This is a genomic window from Xanthomonas prunicola (assembly GCF_025266575.1).
Classification (GTDB): domain Bacteria; phylum Pseudomonadota; class Gammaproteobacteria; order Xanthomonadales; family Xanthomonadaceae; genus Xanthomonas; species Xanthomonas prunicola.
This window is the reverse complement of record NZ_CP096142.1, coordinates 2,128,738-2,146,337: the sequence shown is the minus strand read 5'-3', so window position 1 is coordinate 2,146,337 and position 17,600 is coordinate 2,128,738. Positions and strand designations below refer to the sequence as shown.

Below are 17,600 nucleotides of genomic sequence, written 5' to 3'. Positions count from 1 at the left end.
AGCTGACTGAAATGTTTGTTGCCACTGAGATCCAGGCCCATCAGCCCGGCAGCCCGGTTACGCATCTGCCCGCACCCATCAGAGCGCCGATGCTGCAACTCGACCGCGGGTAGGCGCAATTGCCCATATGTGGTGTTGGTTGTGCTTGCTGCAGTAGCAGCGCCGTGAGGTGGGTGAGAGCGATGCGTCTGTGCACAGTGCGCGTGCAATCCACGATGCCGAGCGCGATACGACATGCGCGAGCGACGTTAGCGCCTGCTCTTACGGATCGTTACGTGTCGCAGGCTGCATGGAATGCAATGCAGCCCAAGCGCCCCGGCTGACGCGCGATCGCTCAGATCTGCTGACACGTTGTAAGTGACTGCCGAGAAGTAGCGAGCAATGGGCATTGAACGTGTACGGCGCGCGGGAACCCGCGTGCGCACGTGCCGCATGCCGATGCCGAGAACCAGGTGCGCCCGCGCAGTTGCTGCATCTTGATTTTCTTAGGCGCGCTTCTTCGCAGGCAGCGATGGCTTACGAAGGATTGAAGGTGCCTGACTGCTGCCGACCATAGCGCCCCGATGGTCTGCAACAACAACCAGCCGCTAGCGATGCCCGCGCTCTTCACGCGCACGCACGCGGCGGTCGAACAGCAGTGCGCTGACCACAATACCGAGCCCCAGCACAACGCCCAGCAGGAACAGCACCATCGCAATGGCGGGATATCCCCACAGCTTCAAGCCGGTTTCGATACGCATCATCTGCGCCGATGCCATGATCAGCGCGGCAGTCACGATGCCTGCCGCAACGCGGTTGGCGATCTTCTGCAGGCTTTCCATCAGGTGCGATTCTTCCAGCCCGGTGACGCGCATCTGCAGGCGGTTTTCCGCAGCCAGCGACAGAATCTCCGACATGCGGCGCGGTCCTTCGCGCACCAGGTGCTGGAGTTCCATCGCCTCGCTGGCCAAGTTGGCGGCAGACAGGGACTTTTTCAGGCGCGCCCGCATCACGTGCTGCAGATGGCGCTCGACGATGCGGCGCGTATCCAGGTGCGGCGACAGCGTGCGGCACACGCCTTCCAGATTCAATAGCGTCTTGCCGAGCAGGCTGAGCTCGGGCGGCGTCCGCAAGCCAGTCGAGGTAGCGATGCGCACAAGATCCAGCACCACGCGACCTTCGGAAGTGGTGTCGTGCGCGGCGTAGCGGGCGATCATCTGCCCGGTTTCGCGCTGATAGCGGTCTTCGTCGTAATCCTCCAGGCGCGTGCTCAGCGCGATGGTCTCTTCGGCGACTTCTTCGCCACGGCCGTCGACGGCGGCGAACAGCAGCTTGAGCAAGCGCTCGCGCAGGCGCGGCGGCACGTGCGCGACCATGCCCAGGTCGAAGATCGCCAGGCGCCCGTCCTGCAGCACGCGCAGATTGCCCGGATGCGGGTCGGCGTGGATCTCGCCATGCACGAACATCTGGTCCAGGTAGCCCTTGACCAGCTCTGCGGCCAGCTTGTCCATCGGTTGCTCGGTGCGGCGCAGGCCGGAGATCTTGTCCACGCGCACGCCTTCGGCCAGCTGCATGGTCAGCACCTTGCGGCTGCTCAGGTCCCACACCGGTTGCGGAATCCACAACAGCGGAAACGGCTTGAGATGCTTGCCGAAGCGCACCAGGGTCTCGGCTTCGTCTTCGTAGTTGAGCTCGGCGCGCAGGGTCTTGCCGAATTCGCCGAGCCAATCGGCAAAGCGCACACGCCGGCCGATGCCGGTGAGGCGGTCGGCCGCGGTGGCGAAGCTCTTGAGCACGTCCATGTCCGAACGCACTTGCGCGGCCACTTCCGGCTTCTGCACCTTGATTGCCACCGGCGTGCCGTCGCGCAATGCGGCGCGGTGCACTTGCGCCAGCGAGGCGCAGCCCAGCGGGACCGGGTCGAAATGCGAGAACGCCTTGTTGACCGAAACCCCGAGTTCTTCCTCGATGATCTGGCGGATGCGCTCCACCGGCACCGAGCTGGTGTTCTCCTGCATGCGCTCCAGTGCGGTGGCGAACTCCGGCGGCACGATGTCCGGCCGGGTGGACAGCATCTGGCCCAGTTTGACGAAGGTGGGCCCGAGCGATTCCAGGTCGGAGACGAACTGATCCGGCGTGCCTTCCGCGGGCACTTCGTATTCGTTGATCGCCGCCGGATCCAGATTCATGCCGGCGAACACCCCCGAGCCGCGATAGCGCAGCAGCAGGCGAAGGATCTGCGTGCGCCGGCTCATGCCGCCCACCACGGCATTGTCTGCCGGGCCTGCGGCCTGAGCCGGTGCGCGGTGCGGGTCGTTCTGACTCAAGGCCATCTCCGGGGCGTGATGCAGGCGGCGAGTGTGGCCAGCGCCGGGTCGTCGCGTGGTGAATCCGAGCGCTCCCAGATGATGCAGGCAAGCCCGCCCAAGGCTGTCACGACCGACCGCAAGCGCACACGCAGCGATGCGGGCATCGCCCCAGCAACGGCACGCAACATCCACGCAATGGCGGCTCATCACCCCACGCGGGCACTGGATCGGCGAGAATTCACGCACACCCAAGAAGGATCTCTGCATGGCCGGTGCCAGCCTGTTCACCCTGCTCGACGACATCGCCACGCTGCTGGACGACGTTTCCATCTTGACCAAGGTTGCGGCCAAGAAGACCGCAGGCGTGCTCGGCGACGATCTGGCGCTCAACGCGCAGCAGGTCACCGGCGTGACGGCCGACCGCGAGTTGCCGGTGGTGTGGGCGGTGGCCAAGGGCTCGCTGGTCAACAAGATGATCCTGGTGCCGGCGGCGCTGGCGATCAGCGCGCTGGAAGCCTGGCTGCGCGGGCGCGGCTACAACGTGCCGTTGGTGATGCCGTTGATGATGATCGGTGGCGCCTATCTGTGTTTCGAGGGCGTGGAAAAGCTGGCGCACAAGTTCCTGCACAACGATGAGGAAGAAGCGCAGCGGCATGCCGAACGCACCCGCGCGCTGGCCGACGAGAGCGTGGACGTGGTAGCGCTGGAAAAGGACAAGGTCAAGGGCGCGATCCGCACCGATTTCATCCTGTCGGCGGAGATCATCGTGCTCTCGCTGGGCGTGGTCTCCGAAGTGTCGTTCGGGCAGCAGGTGGCAGTGTTGGTGGCGATTGCGCTGGCGATGACCATTGGCGTGTACGGCCTGGTCGCGGCGATCGTGAAGCTGGACGACCTGGGTTTGTACCTGACCAAGCAGGGCGCCGGGCTGGCTGCGTTCGGTCGCGGCATCCTGGTAGCGGCGCCGTGGCTGATGAAATTCCTGTCGGTGGCCGGCACGCTGGCCATGTTCCTGGTCGGCGGTGGCATCCTTGTGCACAACATCCCGGCGCTGCATCACCTGGTGGTGGATCTGGCCAAGTCGGCCGGCGGCATGGGCTGGCTGGTCGAAGCGCTGGGCAACATGCTGGTCGGCGTGGTTGCTGGTGCGATCGTGCTGGGCGCGGTGATGCTGTTCCAGAAGCTGCGCGGGAAGAAGCCGGCGCATTGATGCCGCGTCACGGCCGCCGGATTGGGAGGGGGCTCGGCACCGGTGCGGCATCGTTAGCTGGCGTCGGTCGAGCGCAATGGCGATGACGGTGGCTGCCAATGATCCGCCAGTGACGGTTGGCCGTTTGCGAGCGCCCATCTGCGCGATGGCGCCGCCGTTTCGGGCCGTGCGTCACGGCGGCTGCGTACCTGACGAAGCGAGGTTCTTGATTCCGATGTTGCGCGCGCGTTCCGGCGGTCGCCATTGCTAGGGTGTGCCTGGTGGGTGGTATCGGAATGTGCCGGATGACGGCAGCCGGGCCTGGCATAGAGGCCCGGCCACGACTGCAGCAACGTGATGCAGGAGGGATGCGTGAAGAAGACCTCTGAAGAACACGACGACACGCGTGCGGCGTTGCCTGCCGTGCAGCAGACGGATCAGGCGTTCCAGACAATGCCTGCAGCGGATCGGGATGCGGCACCGGCCGGCGGCTCCCCCGCGATTGGTCGGCGGCGCTTTCTAGGTTTGGGTTCGGCAGCAATGGCCGCGGCCATCGTGGGCGTTCCAGCCAGCGCGGCCACGCTCCCGGGCGTGCAGATGCGCGCAACCTGGATCACCAGCGTGTTCAATCTCGACTGGCCAAGCGCCGCATCCGCGCGGATCGTCGACCCTGCCGAACGCATCGAGGTGCAGCAGCAGGAATTGCTGGCAATCGTCGATCAGGCCCAGGCACTGCATCTGAATACCCTGGTCTTTCAGGTCAAGCCCTGTGCCGATGCGCTGTACCGTTCGCGCATCCTGCCATGGTCGCCGGTCATGACCGGCGTTCTCGGCAAGGACCCGGGTTTCGACCCGCTGGCATTCCTGCTGCGGCATGCACATGCGCGGGGCATCCAGGTGCATGCCTGGCTCAATCCCTATCGTGTTTCGACCGGCCTGGACCAGGCCACGCTCGATGCTTTTGCCACTGCGTCGACCGATTCGCCCCAGAGCGTGTATCTGCGTCACCCCGACTGGGTTGGCGTGGCGGCCAATCGGCTGGTGCTCGATCCAGGCATGCCGGCCGTGCGCCGCTGGATCTGTCGCGTGGTCGCGGAACTGGTGGCCTGCTACCACGTGGATGGGGTGCAGTTCGATGACTACTTCTATACCGAATCGGCGCAGTCTCCCCTCGACGACGCACAGAGCTATGCCGCCCATGGGGCCGGATTTGCCGACAAAGGGGATTGGCGCCGCGACAACACCTATCGATTGATGCGAGAGGTAGCCAGGACCATTCGGGCGATCAGGCCGGGGGTGGCATTCGGGGTCAGCCCGGCCGGGGTGTGGCGCAATCGCCAGGATGATCCGTTGGGCTCGGACACACAGGCCGGCGCGCCCGCATTTGATACCAGTTACGCCGATACCCGCCGTTGGGTTCGCGAAGAACTCGTGGACTACATCGTGCCGCAGGTTTACTGGCCGCTGGCCCGCCAGGCTGTGCGCTACGACACCATCGCACGCTGGTGGGCGGACACCGTGCGCGGTCGGCGCGTGCAACTCTATATCGGCATGGCGTTGTACAAGGTCGGCACTGCCAACGCACTGGAGCCGGATTGGACAGTGGACGGCGGAGTGCCCGAGATCGCCCGCCAGCTGGACGTGAATGCGTCGCTGCCTGAGGTTGGCGGCTGCATGTTGTTTCGCCACGGATCTCTCGCCGCGGCCCAGACGCAACAGGTGGTGGACTATCTCACGCTGCGCTGGCAGCACCCTTGAAGCGATTGGCAAGACGCCTGCCCAGCCAATGAGCCGGCGTAGGGCGCCGGCTCTGCCTGTCCCAGGCAGGCGTCGGATCCGCGGCGCGGGCACTCACCTGTCGGCACCTGCCGCTAATCCGCGCTGATCACGCGATTCTTGCCGGCCGCCTTGGCGTCGTACATGGCGCGGTCGGCACGGCGGATCACATCGTCCTGAGCCTCGTCGAGATGGCGCAGTGCCACGCCGCCGCTGAAGCTGACGAACACGCGCACGTCCTCGTGTAGCAACGAGCGCTGGGCCAATGCGCGTTGCAGACGGATCACTGCCGCGCTGGCTTCGAAAATGGTCGAGTCCGGCAGCAGCAAGACGAATTCTTCGCCGCCGAAGCGGGCGATGGCGTCAGTGGTGCGCAGCACGGCCTTGGCCACGTCCACGGTGTGACGTAGCGCGGCGTCGCCACCGGCATGGCCGTGGGTCTCGTTGAGGCGGCGGAAGTCGTCCAGGTCCAACATCGCCACGCACAGCGGCTGACCGCTGCGCTGGGTGCGTACCGCTTCGCGCTGGAACAGTTCTTCGAAGCCGCGCCGGTTGAGCGCGCCGGTGAGCTGGTCTTCGCGCACCAGGCCGGCCACGTCCTTGAGCTCCTGCTCGAGCGAGGCAATGCGTTGTTCGGAATCTTCCACCTGCCGCCGCGCCGCAAGCAGTTCGTCGCGCGCAGCCAGAGCCTGTGCCTGCACATCAGCGGTGTCTTGCAGCAGATCCTGCAGCAGCCGGTTGAGGTCGGGAATGCCGCGTGCTTCGCCGATCGCCTGCGAATAACCGGCAACGCGGTCGTGATATTGCCCGGTGCTGGTGGCCATGCCGTCGAGCCGGTCGACGAAGGACACCATCATCTCGCGCATGGCGGTCTTGGAGTCGGCGATGCCCTGCTTGAGCAGGCCTTGTTTGTAGATCACCTCACGCAAGGTGCCGCGGGCTTGTTCGATGGAGCTGACGTCCAGCGGGCCGGAAATCAGCTGCCGCACGACCGAGATCTGGCCCTGCAGCCAGCTGCGATCGTCGAGGAGTTCGCCGACGTTCTCCAACAATAGGTCGAATAGACCGAGTAAAAGGTTCTGTTGCTCGCTGGCATCTTCAGCACGTAGGCCAATCTGATGGCTGAGTTCGCGCAGGCGCTGTTCCAGCGTGATCAGCTCGTGTCCCGGTCGCCAGTGGCGCAGTGCCGATGCCAGCGTCTGCGCTTCTTCGGCCAGCTCCGGGCTGCGTTGCAAGAGGGTGGCCAGCGCGTTGCCCAGCGCGTGTCGCAGCAGGTCGCGCAGTTGCTCGGCCTCGGTGCGGCCTTCGGCCAGCGAATCGCCGATGTCGATGGTGCGGATGTACTTGTCGATCAGCTGGCGCAAGGCACGGCCATAGCCGGGCCAGTCGCCGGCTGCATACGCCGCGCCCAGGCGCACGCCCATGTCGCCGAGCTCGCCGTGCAGGCTGGCGATGCCTTCGGCGAAGGCGAGCAGCAGTGCCTCCGGATGCGCGGCATGCGAAAACAGCCGCATCAGCAATGCAGTGGCGGCAGCGGGATCGTGTGCGCCGGACTTGGCTTTGGCGGGCACCAGCTGATGCGCGGCCAAGCCCTGCCCGCTGCGCTCGCCGTTGATCACGGTGGGCAGGGTCGTCGCTGCGCGCGCGGTGTCCGCGCCGCCCCAGGGCAGCAGGCGGCGCAGCCCGCCACGTGGACGGCTTGGGTGTTCGGGCTGGTCTGCCATGCGCCAGGGTCTCGAAAAGTCTTGTGCTAACGCTCGTTATCGGCGCGCCCATGGGGTGCTTGAGCAAGCCGGGCCGCAGCGCGTACCGACAGCATGCAGGCAACTGGCCAAGCAAAGTCGCGACAGAGGACGCGAAGGCATCAATGAACAAGTTACTCAGATGACGACGAACGCGGCTGCATTCTCCCGCATTCGGTGCATCTCACTGTCTTCGCACCGATACGGGGATGTCATCGCACTGCAATGTCGCGCTTATGCCTCCGTGCACGCGCAACCGTGCGTAAAGGAATGTGGCTTGTCGCAGAAAAGTCAGCACGTGTTCACGCATATTTTATTTGGTCGGGGTGTAGATTCATCACCAAGGACGACTGTGGATTACCGCGTTGTCCTTAGCTCCTCATTCGTAGCATCTCGTCTGGCCACATCGGCAGGCGATGGTTTTCGCTTCGCCGTTTTCCGTCTCCACCCACTTTACGACGGACGTTTAGATGGTTGCCACGATGCCGCTTCACGCCAGCACTGCACGCCTAGAGCGCAGCACGATGATCCCCACGCTGAAGAAGAGCGGGCGTCCGCGTGATGCGCGTGGGCGGTTCATCCGCCATCACGAACGCTTGCCGGTGTCGCTGGCCGATACGCGCGGTGCCTTGTTCGTGGTTTCGGAGATGGCCGACTTCATCAAGGCGGGCGGTCTGGGCGATGTCGCGGCAGCGCTGCCGCGCGCGCTGCGCCATCGCTACGACGTGCGCGTGTTGATCCCCGGCTACCGTGCCGTGCTCGAGCGTGCCGGCAAGGTGGAGATCGTGGGCCGCGTGCTGGCGCATGCCGCGCTGCCGGCCTGCGACATCGGCCGCATCGTGCAGTCCGATGGGCTGCCGATCTATATCCTGCTGTCCAGGGAACTGTTCGAACGCGATGGCTCGCCGTATGTGAGCACCAGCGGTTCGGAGTTCGAAGACAACGCGATTCGTTTCGCCACCTTGTCGCATGCCGCCGCGCAAATCGCTGCCGGTCATGCCGGTCTGGGCTGGAAGCCGCGCCTGCTGCATCTCAACGACTGGCCATGCGCGCTGGCTGCCGGCTACGTGCGTTGGTCCGGCGGCACCACGCCGTGCCTGCTGACCATCCATAACCTGGCCTACCAGGGCCTGGTACCGTATTCGATGGCGTCTGCGCTGGGCATCCCGGCCGAGCGCGTGGCCGAACTGGAGTTCTACGGGCAGATGTCGTTCCTGCGCGGCGGCATCGTCAATGCCGACCACGTCAACACCGTCAGCGTCAGCTATGCCAAGCAGATCACCGGCCCGGCGCAGGGCTGCGGGCTGGACCGGCTGCTGGCCGGACGCGCTGCCAAGGGCGCGCTGACCGGCATCGTCAACGGCATCGACGCCAGCTGGGACCCGCGCACCGACGAATATCTGGACACGCACTTCAGCGTGAACCAGTGGCAGGGCCGGCAGGTCAATGCCGCCCAGGTGCGCAAGGCCCTGGGGCTGCGCGACAGCGCCGGGCCGCTGTTTGCGGTGGTGTCGCGGTTGGTGCATCAGAAGGGCCTGGACCTGATCTGCGAGGTTGCCCCGCAGATCGTTGCGGCCGGTGGCCAGATCGCGGTGATTGGCGGTGGCGAGCCGGAGATCGAACAGCAGGTCGCCGAGCTGACCCGCCGCTACCCCGGCCAGGTCGGCGCCTTCATCGGTTTTGAAGAGGGCCTGGCGCGGCGCATGTTCGCCGGAGCCGACTTCCTGCTGATGCCCTCGCGCTTCGAGCCCTGCGGCCTGAGCCAGATGTATGCGCAGCGCTTCGGATGCCTGCCGATCGCGCATGCCACCGGCGGGCTGATCGATACCGTGGACGACGGCGTCACCGGTTTCCTGTTTCAGCATGCCAGCGTGGAGGCCTTGCGCCGCTGCCTGGAACGCGCGTTCCGCACCTTCCGCTTGCCCAGCCTGCTGTCGGCCATGCGCCGCGCGGCCATGCTGCGGCCCAGCGGCTGGGATGTGGCCGGCAAGAAGTATCTGTCCCTCTATGAGCACACCGCTGCAACCGCACCTGCGCTTGCGATGGTGTCATGAGCGAACGGTTGGGCGTGCAAGGGCAGGCAGCGGAAGGCGAAGGTGTGATCACGGAAGAAGTCTCTGATAGCGCGCCTGCCCTGCAGGCGCTGGCCGATGCAGCGCCCACCGATGCATTCGCGGTGCTGGGCCCGCACCTGCAGGCCGATGGCCGCCGCCGCGTTCGGGTCCTGGCGCCCGGTGCCGAGGCGATGGGCCTGATCGATCCACGCGGCAAGTTGCTGGCGCGCATGCAGGTCGGCGCGGTCGATGGCGTGTTCGAAGGCGAGCTGGCAGTCGATGGGCCGTACCGGCTGCGCATCGTCTGGCCGGACGTGGTGCAGGAGATCGAAGACCCGTACGCGTTCGCTCCGACCCTGGACGAATCGTTGCTGCTGCAGATCGCCGCTGGCGACGGGCAGGCATTGCGCAGCGCATTGGGCGCGCAGCATCTGCGCTGCGGCGACGTGCCGGGCGTGCGCTTTGCGGTGTGGGCGCCGCATGCGCAGCGCGTTGCGGTGGTCGGCGATTTCAATGGCTGGGACGTGCGACGGCATCCGATGCGGCAACCCATCGGCGGCGTCTGGGAGCTGTTCCTGCCGCGCGTGGAAGCCGGCGCCCGCTACAAGTACGTCATCACTGCCGCCGACGGCCGCGTACTGCTCAAGGCCGACCCGGTTGCGCGGCAGAGCGAGCTGCCGCCGGCCACCGCCTCGGTGGTGCCCGATGGCGCCGCGTTTGCGTGGACCGATGCCGAATGGATGGCCAGGCGTGCGGTGCAGGCACCGTCGGCGCCGCTGTCCATCTACGAAGTGCATGCCGCCTCGTGGCGTCGCGATGGGCGCGACCAGCCGCTGGACTGGTCCAGCCTGGCCCGTGAGCTGATCCCGTACGTCCAGCGGCTGGGCTTCACCCATATCGAGTTGCTGCCGATCACTGAACACCCCTTCGGTGGTTCGTGGGGCTACCAGCCGTTGGGCCTGTATGCGCCCACCGCGCGCCACGGCAGCCCGGATGGCTTTGCGCACTTCGTCGACGCCTGCCATCGCGCCGGCATCGGCGTGATCCTGGACTGGGTCAGCGCGCACTTCCCAAGCGATGCCCATGGCCTGGCGCAGTTCGACGGCGCTGCGCTGTACGAGCATGCCGACCCGCGCGAAGGCATGCACCGCGACTGGAACACGCTGATCTACAACTACGGCCGGCCCGAAGTGACCGCGTTCCTGCAAGGCAGCGCGCTGGAATGGATCGACCATTACCACCTCGACGGCCTGCGCGTGGATGCAGTGGCCTCGATGCTGTATCGCGACTACGGCCGCGCCGAAGGCGAGTGGGTCCCCAATGCGCACGGCGGCCGCGAGAATCTGGAGGCCGTCGCCTTCCTGCGCCAGCTCAACAGCGAGATCGCAACACGGTTTCCCGGTGTGCTGACCATCGCCGAAGAGTCCACCGCCTGGCCGGGCGTGACCACGCCGATCAGCGAGGGCGGGCTGGGCTTCACCCATAAATGGAACATGGGCTGGATGCACGACACGCTGAGCTACATGCAGCGCGATCCGGCCGAGCGCGCGCAGCACCACAGCCAGCTCACCTTCGGCCTGGTGTACGCGTTCTCCGAGCGTTTCGTCTTGCCGCTCTCGCACGACGAAGTGGTGCATGGCACCGGCGGCCTGCTCGGGCAGATGCCGGGCGACGACTGGCGCCGCTTCGCCAACCTGCGCGCGTACCTGGCGCTGATGTGGGCGCATCCGGGCGACAAACTGCTGTTCATGGGCGCCGAATTCGGCCAGTGGGCCGACTGGAATCACGATCAGTCGCTGGACTGGCATCTGCTCGACGGCGCGCCGCATCGCGGCGTGCAGCAATTGGTGAGCGATCTCAACGCCACCTTGCGCCGCGTGCCAGCGTTGTATCGCGGCACGCATCGTGCCGAGGGGTTCGACTGGAGCGTGGCCGACGACGCACGCAACAGCGTGCTCGCCTTCATCCGTCACGACCCCGAAGGCGCCGCGCCGCCGTTGCTGGCGGTGAGCAACCTCACCCCGCAACCGCTGCACGACTACCGCGTGGGAGTGCCGCGTGCCGGCATCTGGCGCGAAATCCTCAACACCGACAGTGCCCACTATGGCGGCAGCAACCTCGGCAATAGCGGTCGTCTTGCGACCGAGCCGATGGGCATGCATGGGCATACGCAACGTCTGCGCCTGACCCTGCCGCCGCTGGCCACGATCTACCTGCAAGCGGAGAAATAACGATGAACCAGCGCAACGACATCATCCCGGCCTGGGGCGCCTGGCCGGCGGGTGAGGGACAGGTGCGCTTCGCGCTCTGGGCACCGGCTGCCAACGGCGTGGATGTGGTTTTTGACAACGGCGCGCGCAGCGCGCTGCAGGCCGGGCAGGACGGCTTCTTCAGCGCGATGATCGACTGCGCGCCCGGTGCACGTTATCGCTACAGCATCGACGGCGGCGAGCCGGTGCCGGACCCGGCCTCGCGTTGGCAGCCTGAGGGCGTGCACGGCCCCAGCGCGGTACAGCCAACCGATGGCTACGCCTGGCAACACACCCAGTGGCAGGGGCGGCCGTGGGACGAAGCGGTGATCTACGAATTGCATGTGGGCACCTGCGGCGGCTACGCCGGTGTGCAGGCGCAACTGCCGCAACTGGCGGCGATGGGCATCACCGCCATCGAGCTGATGCCGCTGAGCGCGTTTCCCGGTGCGCATAACTGGGGCTACGACGGCGTGCTGCCGTACGCGCCGGCCGACGCCTATGGCACCCCGGACCAATTGAAGGCCCTGATCGACGCGGCGCACGGGCACGGCCTGATGGTGTTGCTGGATGTGGTCTACAACCACTTCGGCCCGGACGGCAATTACCTGCACAGCTACGCCGGCCCGTTCTTCAACGACGACAAGCCCACCCCATGGGGCGCAGCGATCGATTTTCGCAAGCCGCCGGTGCAGCGGTATTTTCTCGATAACGCACTGATGTGGCTGCACGAATATGGCTTGGATGGCCTGCGCCTGGATGCGGTGCATGCGATCTCGCCGAATGCCTTTCTGGACACCTTGCGCGAGACTATCGAGACCAGCTTGCCGGCGGGTCGGCATGTGCATCTGGTGCTGGAAAACGAAGCCAACCAGGCCTCGCAATTGCAACGTGGCTATACCGCGCAATGGAATGACGACTTCCATAACGCCTTGCATGTCCTGCTGACCGGCGAAGAAGAAGGCTATTACGCCGCGTTTGCCGACAAGCCCACCGACCACCTGGCGCGCGTGCTCGGCGAAGGCTTTGCATACCAGGGTGAGCCCGATCCGCGCGGGCATGTGCGGGGCGAGCCAAGCGGCGCGTTGCCGCCGCACAAGTTCGTGGTGTTTGCGCAGAATCACGACCAGATCGGCAACCGCGCGCGCGGCGAACGGTTGAGCGTGCTGGTGTCGCCGCAACGCTTGCGTGCGGCTTTGGCGCTGACCGCGCTCACGCCGATGATTCCGCTGTTTTTCATGGGCGAGCCATGGGGCGCCAAGCAGCCGTTCCTGTTCTTCACCGACTTCGGCCCGCCGCTGGATGACGCAGTGCGCGAAGGGCGCCGTCGCGAGTTTGCGCACTTCGCTGCGTTCGCCGACGCAGCACAGCGCGCCACCATTCCCGACCCGAACAGCCATTCCACATTCGCGTCGTCGCGTGCGCCGATCGCCGATGCAGCGGACGGCGACGGCGCGCAGTGGGCCGCCTGGTTCAAGGCATTGCTGGACGTGCGGCGTCAATGGCTGGTGCCGGGCTTGGCGCAAGCACGCGCCGTGCGTGCCAGCGTCCTTGCCGATGGTGCGGTGACGGCCACGTGGGAATTGCCGGGTGGGTTGTGGCAGATCGCCTTCAATGTGGGCAACCGGGCAGTGCCGTTGCCACCGGTGCGCGGACGCGTGGTGCATGTTGAAAACGTCGTTGCCGACGCACGGCAGCTGCCGGTCGATGGCTTCATTGCCTGGCACGAGGTGCACTCATGAGTCCGCGCGCTCCTGGCAGTGAGGACTTCAACACCCTGGCCGCCGCAGCCGGGGTGATGGTGGATTGGGTGGATGCCAGTGACCAGCGGCGGCAGGTGTCCGAGCAATCGGTGCATGCGGTGCTCACCGCGTTGGAGTTGCCCGCCACCACTGCGGCGCAACGGGCCGACAGCCTGCGCCGCTGCACCGCGCAGGCCGCCGAGCCGGCACCGCTACTGACCGTGCAGGTGGGCGAGCCGCTGCCGTTGCGCGTTGCAGCCAATGCCAGCGGCCGCTGGACCGACGACAGTGGTACCAGCGAAGACGCACGCGCGGATACGCAAGGGCACGTGCGCGCTCCGCAGCGCTTCGGTTACTGGACGCTGCAGATCGGCGCGATCACCCAGCAGGTGGCAGTAGCGCCATTGCGTTGTTTCAGCGTGGCCGATGCCTGCGGCCAACCATCGCCGCGTGCCTGGGGCATGGCGTTGCAGGTGTATTCGGCACGCAGTCTGGACGACGGTGGCATCGGCGATGCGGCCGGTACCGTGGAATGGTTGCGGCATGCGTCCTTGGCCGGCGCCGATGCCTTGGCCTTGAGTCCGGTACACGCCTCACGTCCGGTGACGGGTGGCTACAGCCCATATTCGCCCAGCGATCGGCGCTTTCTCGATCCGTTGCACGCCGCGCCGGTGCGCATCCTGGGCGAACTGGCGCTGGATGCACTCAACGATGTACCCGGCCTGCGCGAACGTTTCGATCGCTTGCACAACGGCGCATTGATCGATTGGCAGGCCTCGGCACACGCCAAGTGGGAATTGCTGCGCCAGCTGTATACGCGTGTCTCGCCCGATCACGCCGACCTGATCGCCTTCCGCACTGCAGGTGGCGCGGCGCTGGAGGGCTTTGCACGCTTCGCCGCGCAGGATTTCGGCGACAACGATCCGCAGCTGCATGTGTTCACCCAATGGCTGGCGGCGCGCAGTTGGTCCGATGCGCAACGCGAGGCGCACGAGCGCGGCATGAAGATCGGTTTGATCGCCGATCTGGCGGTCGGCTTCGACCCGAACGGCGCCGAAGCCGCTGCAGCAGCCGACACGGTGTTGCGCGGCCTGGTGCTGGGCGCGCCACCGGATGCCTTCAATGCCGATGGTCAGCAGTGGGGCATCGCTGCGTATTCGCCCACCGCATTGCGGCGCAGCGGCTACGCGCCGTACATCGCGCTGCTGCGTGCGGTGCTGCGCGATCGCGGCGGTATCCGGATCGATCACATTCTTGGCCTGCTGCGGCTGTGGGTGGTGCCCGACGGCGCCAGTTCCAATGAAGGTGCGTATCTGGCGTACCCGTTGCACGACCTGCTCAACCTGCTGGCGCTGGAATCGTGGCGGCATCGGGCGATTGTCATCGGCGAGGACCTGGGCGTGGTGCCGCCGGGCATCCGCGAAGAACTCTCGCGCCGCGGCGTGATGGGCATCGATGTGCTGATGTTCACCCGCGACGACGACGGCGCCTTCGTGTCGCCGGCGTTGTGGCGGCCGGATGCGATCGCCACCACCACCACGCACGATCTGCCCACGCTCACCGGCTGGCGCGCCGGCCGCGATATCGAATGGCGGCGCAAGCTGGAATTGATCCAGCCCGTACAGGCCAGCGACGATTCCAAAGCGCGCCTCAAGGACGTGGCACGGCTGGAGGCTGCTGTCGAACACGCAGGCCTGGGCAGTGCGCATGACCCATTGCTGGGCGCGCTGCGTTTCACCGCCACCAGCGTCTCGCCACTGGCCTTGTTGCCGGTGGAGGACGCGCTCGCGCTGGACGAACAACCCAATCTGCCGGGCACCGTCGAAGTCCATCCCAACTGGCGTCGACGCCTGCCCGATCCCTTGCCGCATGCGCGTCTGAGTTCGGCGCTGCAGGGCTTTGCCGAGGCGCGTCGCGTCGCGGCCGTTTCGGAAACGCATCCATGATCGACCTACGCGCCACCGCCCGCCTGCAGCTGCATGCCGGTTTCACCCTGCACGATGCGCGCGCGCAGGTTCCGTACTACGCCGGGCTGGGCATCAGCCACCTGTATCTTTCGCCGATCGGCACGGCCGTGCCGGGCTCCACGCACGGCTACGACAACATCGACCCCACCGTGGTCAATGCCGAACTCGGCGGCGAAGACGCATTGATCGCGCTGTCGCAGGCCGCGCGCGAACACGGCATGGGCCTGATCGCCGATATCGTGCCCAACCACATGGCCACGCATGCGCAGAATGCGTGGTGGTGGGATGTATTGCGTAACGGCCGCAGCGCCAAGCATGCCGACTGGTTCGATATCGATTGGCGCGCGCCGGGGCGCGACGGCAAGGTGTGGTTGGCGGTGCTGGACCGCCCGTATGCAACAGCGCTGGCCGAAGGCCTGATCACGCTGGTGATCGACGACGACGGCAGTGCTGCGTTGGCGCATTACGACCAGCGTTATCCCATTCGTCCGCAGACGCTGGAAATTCCAGAACAGGCCACGCGCGCGCAGTGGCTGCGCGACTATAACGACGGCGCCAAGCGCGGCGATGGTCGCCTGCACAAGTTGATCGAACGTCAGCCGTATCGCTTGAACTGGTGGCGCGTGGGCAATGACATGCTCAACTACCGTCGCTTCTTCGATATCACCTCGCTGGTGGCATTGCGGGTGGAATTGCCGGCGGTATTCGATGCGGTGCACGCGTTGCCGCTGCGGCTGGTGGCCGAAGGCCATCTGGATGGCCTGCGCATCGATCACGTGGACGGGCTCACCGACCCCACTGGGTATGTGCGCAAGCTGCGCAGCCGGCTGGATGCGGCCGGCCGTACGCGCGGCCTCAAGCCCGGCACGCTGGGCCTGTATTTGGAAAAAATCCTGGCCCCCGGCGAGCACCTGCCGGCCGACTGGCCGTGCGATGGCACCACCGGCTACGACTTCATGGACCAGGTGGGCGGCGTGCTGCACGACGCGGCCGGCTTCAAGCCATTGGCGCGTGCCTGGCAGAAGGTGAGCGGACGCAGCGGTGATTTCGCGCAGGAAGAACGCACCGCCCGCGATGAAATCCTGCGTGGCCCGCTGCAGACCGAATTCAATCGCGCCGTTGGTGCGTTGTCGGCGTTGGCGCGGCTGGATCCGCCGACGCGCGAGTTCAGTCCGCAGATGCTGGCGCGCGGCTTGTGCGTGTTGCTGCGCTGGTTCCCGGTGTACCGCACCTATGCCGGTGCCAAGGGCATCACCGGCAGTGAGGCGGAGCGTTTGCGCGCCACTGCTGCAACGGCGCGCGAGGGGATGCCGGAGTCGATCGTGGCGGCCGTGGATGCGATTGAGCGCTGGCTGCTCGACGATGCCGGTGCTGACCGCGCGCAGATCGCGTTGCGACGCATCCTGCGCCGTCGCGTGGAACAGCTGTCCGCACCGCTCAACGCCAAGTCGGTGGAAGACACCGCGTTCTACCGGCATGGCGTGCTGCTATCGCGCAACGAGGTCGGCAGCCACCCGACCCATTTCGCCAACGAAGCCGCGCAGTTCCACGCGCAGAATCTCGAGCGTGCCAAGCATTACCCGCGTGCATTGCTGGCCACCGCCACGCATGACCACAAGCGCGGCGAAGACCTGCGCATGCGGTTGGCGGTGTTGTCCGAGCAGCCGCGTTGGTGGGTGGAGCAGAGCGCCCACTTCGATACGCTGGCCGACGCGCTGGAATCGCCGGCCCTGGCCGGAGGCGACCAGCAGATGCTCTGGCAGACCTTGGTGGCGGCGTGGCCGCTGGGCCTGGGCGCCGATCAGACCGAGCCGCTTGCCGACTACGCCGAGCGCATCGCGCAGTGGCTGCTCAAGGCGGTGCGCGAAGCCAAGCTGCACACCAGCTGGACCGATGGCTCGCCGGCCTATGAGCAAGCCGTGCAGGCGACGGTGGAGCAGGTGCTGTGCAGCCGTGCCGGGCTACCGCTGCGGCGCGCACTGCTGCGCGCCAGCAACCACATCGCCGCCGCCGGCGCGCGTAACGGACTGGCACAAACCACGTTGCGCCTGACCGTGCCCGGCGTGCCCGATCTGTACCAAGGCACCGAAGGCTGGGATCTGTCGCTGGTGGATCCGGACAATCGCCGCCCGGTCGATTACGCCCAGCGCCAGCAATGGCTGCAGCAGGCACGCGACGTCACCGCGCTGCTGCGCAGCTGGCGCGATGGCGCGGTCAAGGCGCGCCTCACGGCACTGTTGCTGCAGCTCCGTCGCGAACATCCATCGCTGTTTGCGAAGGGCGACTATCAGCCCTTGAACGTGGCGGTCACTGGCGATGCGCACGTGCTGGCATTCCGCCGCCAGTACCGCGGGCAGTCGCTGGTGGTGGCCGTCACGCGGCTGGGCGCTGGCGCTGAGGGCGAAGGCGATCTGCCCCTGCTGGTGGCGCCGGCAACCTGGGGTCAGGCGTCGTTGGCATTGGGCGAGGGCACATACCGTAATGTGCTCGACGGCAGCACGCTGCAGCCTCAGCGCGGCCGTGTGGCGCTATCCACGCTGTTTGCACGTGCGCCGGTGGCAGTGTTGCTGTCCCAAGACAATTGACCCCCCGAGAG

Annotated in this window: 9 protein-coding genes; 7 read left to right on the top strand and 2 right to left on the bottom strand. The window is 66.4% G+C overall.

Translation table 11 applies throughout. The annotated features are described in order from the left end of the window. Positions 1 to 587 precede the first annotated feature (587 nt). The gene (locus M0D43_RS09175) at positions 588 to 2,495 is read right to left on the bottom strand and encodes an ABC1 kinase family protein (protein ID WP_252165003.1); all 1,908 of its coding nucleotides are present in this window, start codon (positions 2,493 to 2,495) and stop codon (positions 588 to 590) included. 58 nt (positions 2,496 to 2,553) lie between these two features. Between M0D43_RS09175 and M0D43_RS09170 the strand changes: the two genes are divergently transcribed. Together M0D43_RS09170 and M0D43_RS09165 are read left to right on the top strand one after the other, a co-directional pair. Further along, positions 2,554 to 3,495, top strand: coding sequence for a DUF808 domain-containing protein (locus tag M0D43_RS09170; RefSeq protein WP_252164379.1), 942 nt, complete (start codon positions 2,554 to 2,556; stop codon positions 3,493 to 3,495). A gap of 432 nt (positions 3,496 to 3,927) precedes the next feature. After that, entirely contained in the window at positions 3,928 to 5,232 is a 1,305-nt protein-coding gene (locus M0D43_RS09165) for a glycoside hydrolase family 10-like protein (RefSeq protein WP_252165002.1), read from the top strand. Positions 5,233 to 5,345: 113 nt separating this feature from the next. Here the strand turns inward: M0D43_RS09165 and M0D43_RS09160 are convergent, their stop codons facing one another. Next, positions 5,346 to 6,974, bottom strand: coding sequence for a GGDEF domain-containing protein (locus M0D43_RS09160; RefSeq protein WP_252164378.1), 1,629 nt, complete (start codon positions 6,972 to 6,974; stop codon positions 5,346 to 5,348). 488 nt (positions 6,975 to 7,462) lie between these two features. Between M0D43_RS09160 and glgA the strand changes: the two genes are divergently transcribed. From glgA to treY, 5 genes are read left to right on the top strand one after another with little or no spacing between them, the layout of a single operon-like run. Beyond that, positions 7,463 to 9,046 carry a glycogen synthase GlgA gene (gene glgA / locus M0D43_RS09155; RefSeq protein WP_252164377.1) on the top strand — a complete coding sequence of 528 codons (1,584 nt, stop codon included), beginning with the start codon at positions 7,463 to 7,465 and terminating at the stop codon, positions 9,044 to 9,046. Further along, positions 9,043 to 11,277 carry a 1,4-alpha-glucan branching enzyme gene (locus tag M0D43_RS09150; protein WP_252164376.1) on the top strand — a complete coding sequence of 745 codons (2,235 nt, stop codon included), beginning with the start codon at positions 9,043 to 9,045 and terminating at the stop codon, positions 11,275 to 11,277. Before glgA ends, M0D43_RS09150 begins: the two co-directional genes overlap by 4 nt. Positions 11,278 to 11,279: 2 nt before the next feature. After that, the gene (gene treZ / locus M0D43_RS09145; RefSeq protein WP_252164375.1) at positions 11,280 to 13,037 is read left to right on the top strand and encodes a malto-oligosyltrehalose trehalohydrolase; all 1,758 of its coding nucleotides are present in this window, start codon (positions 11,280 to 11,282) and stop codon (positions 13,035 to 13,037) included. Next, entirely contained in the window at positions 13,034 to 14,983 is a 1,950-nt protein-coding gene (malQ, locus tag M0D43_RS09140; protein WP_260808144.1) for a 4-alpha-glucanotransferase, read from the top strand. Before treZ ends, malQ begins: the two co-directional genes overlap by 4 nt. Further along, positions 14,980 to 17,589, top strand: coding sequence for a malto-oligosyltrehalose synthase (gene treY / locus M0D43_RS09135; protein WP_252164374.1), 2,610 nt, complete (start codon positions 14,980 to 14,982; stop codon positions 17,587 to 17,589). Before malQ ends, treY begins: the two co-directional genes overlap by 4 nt. Positions 17,590 to 17,600: the final 11 nt, after the last annotated feature.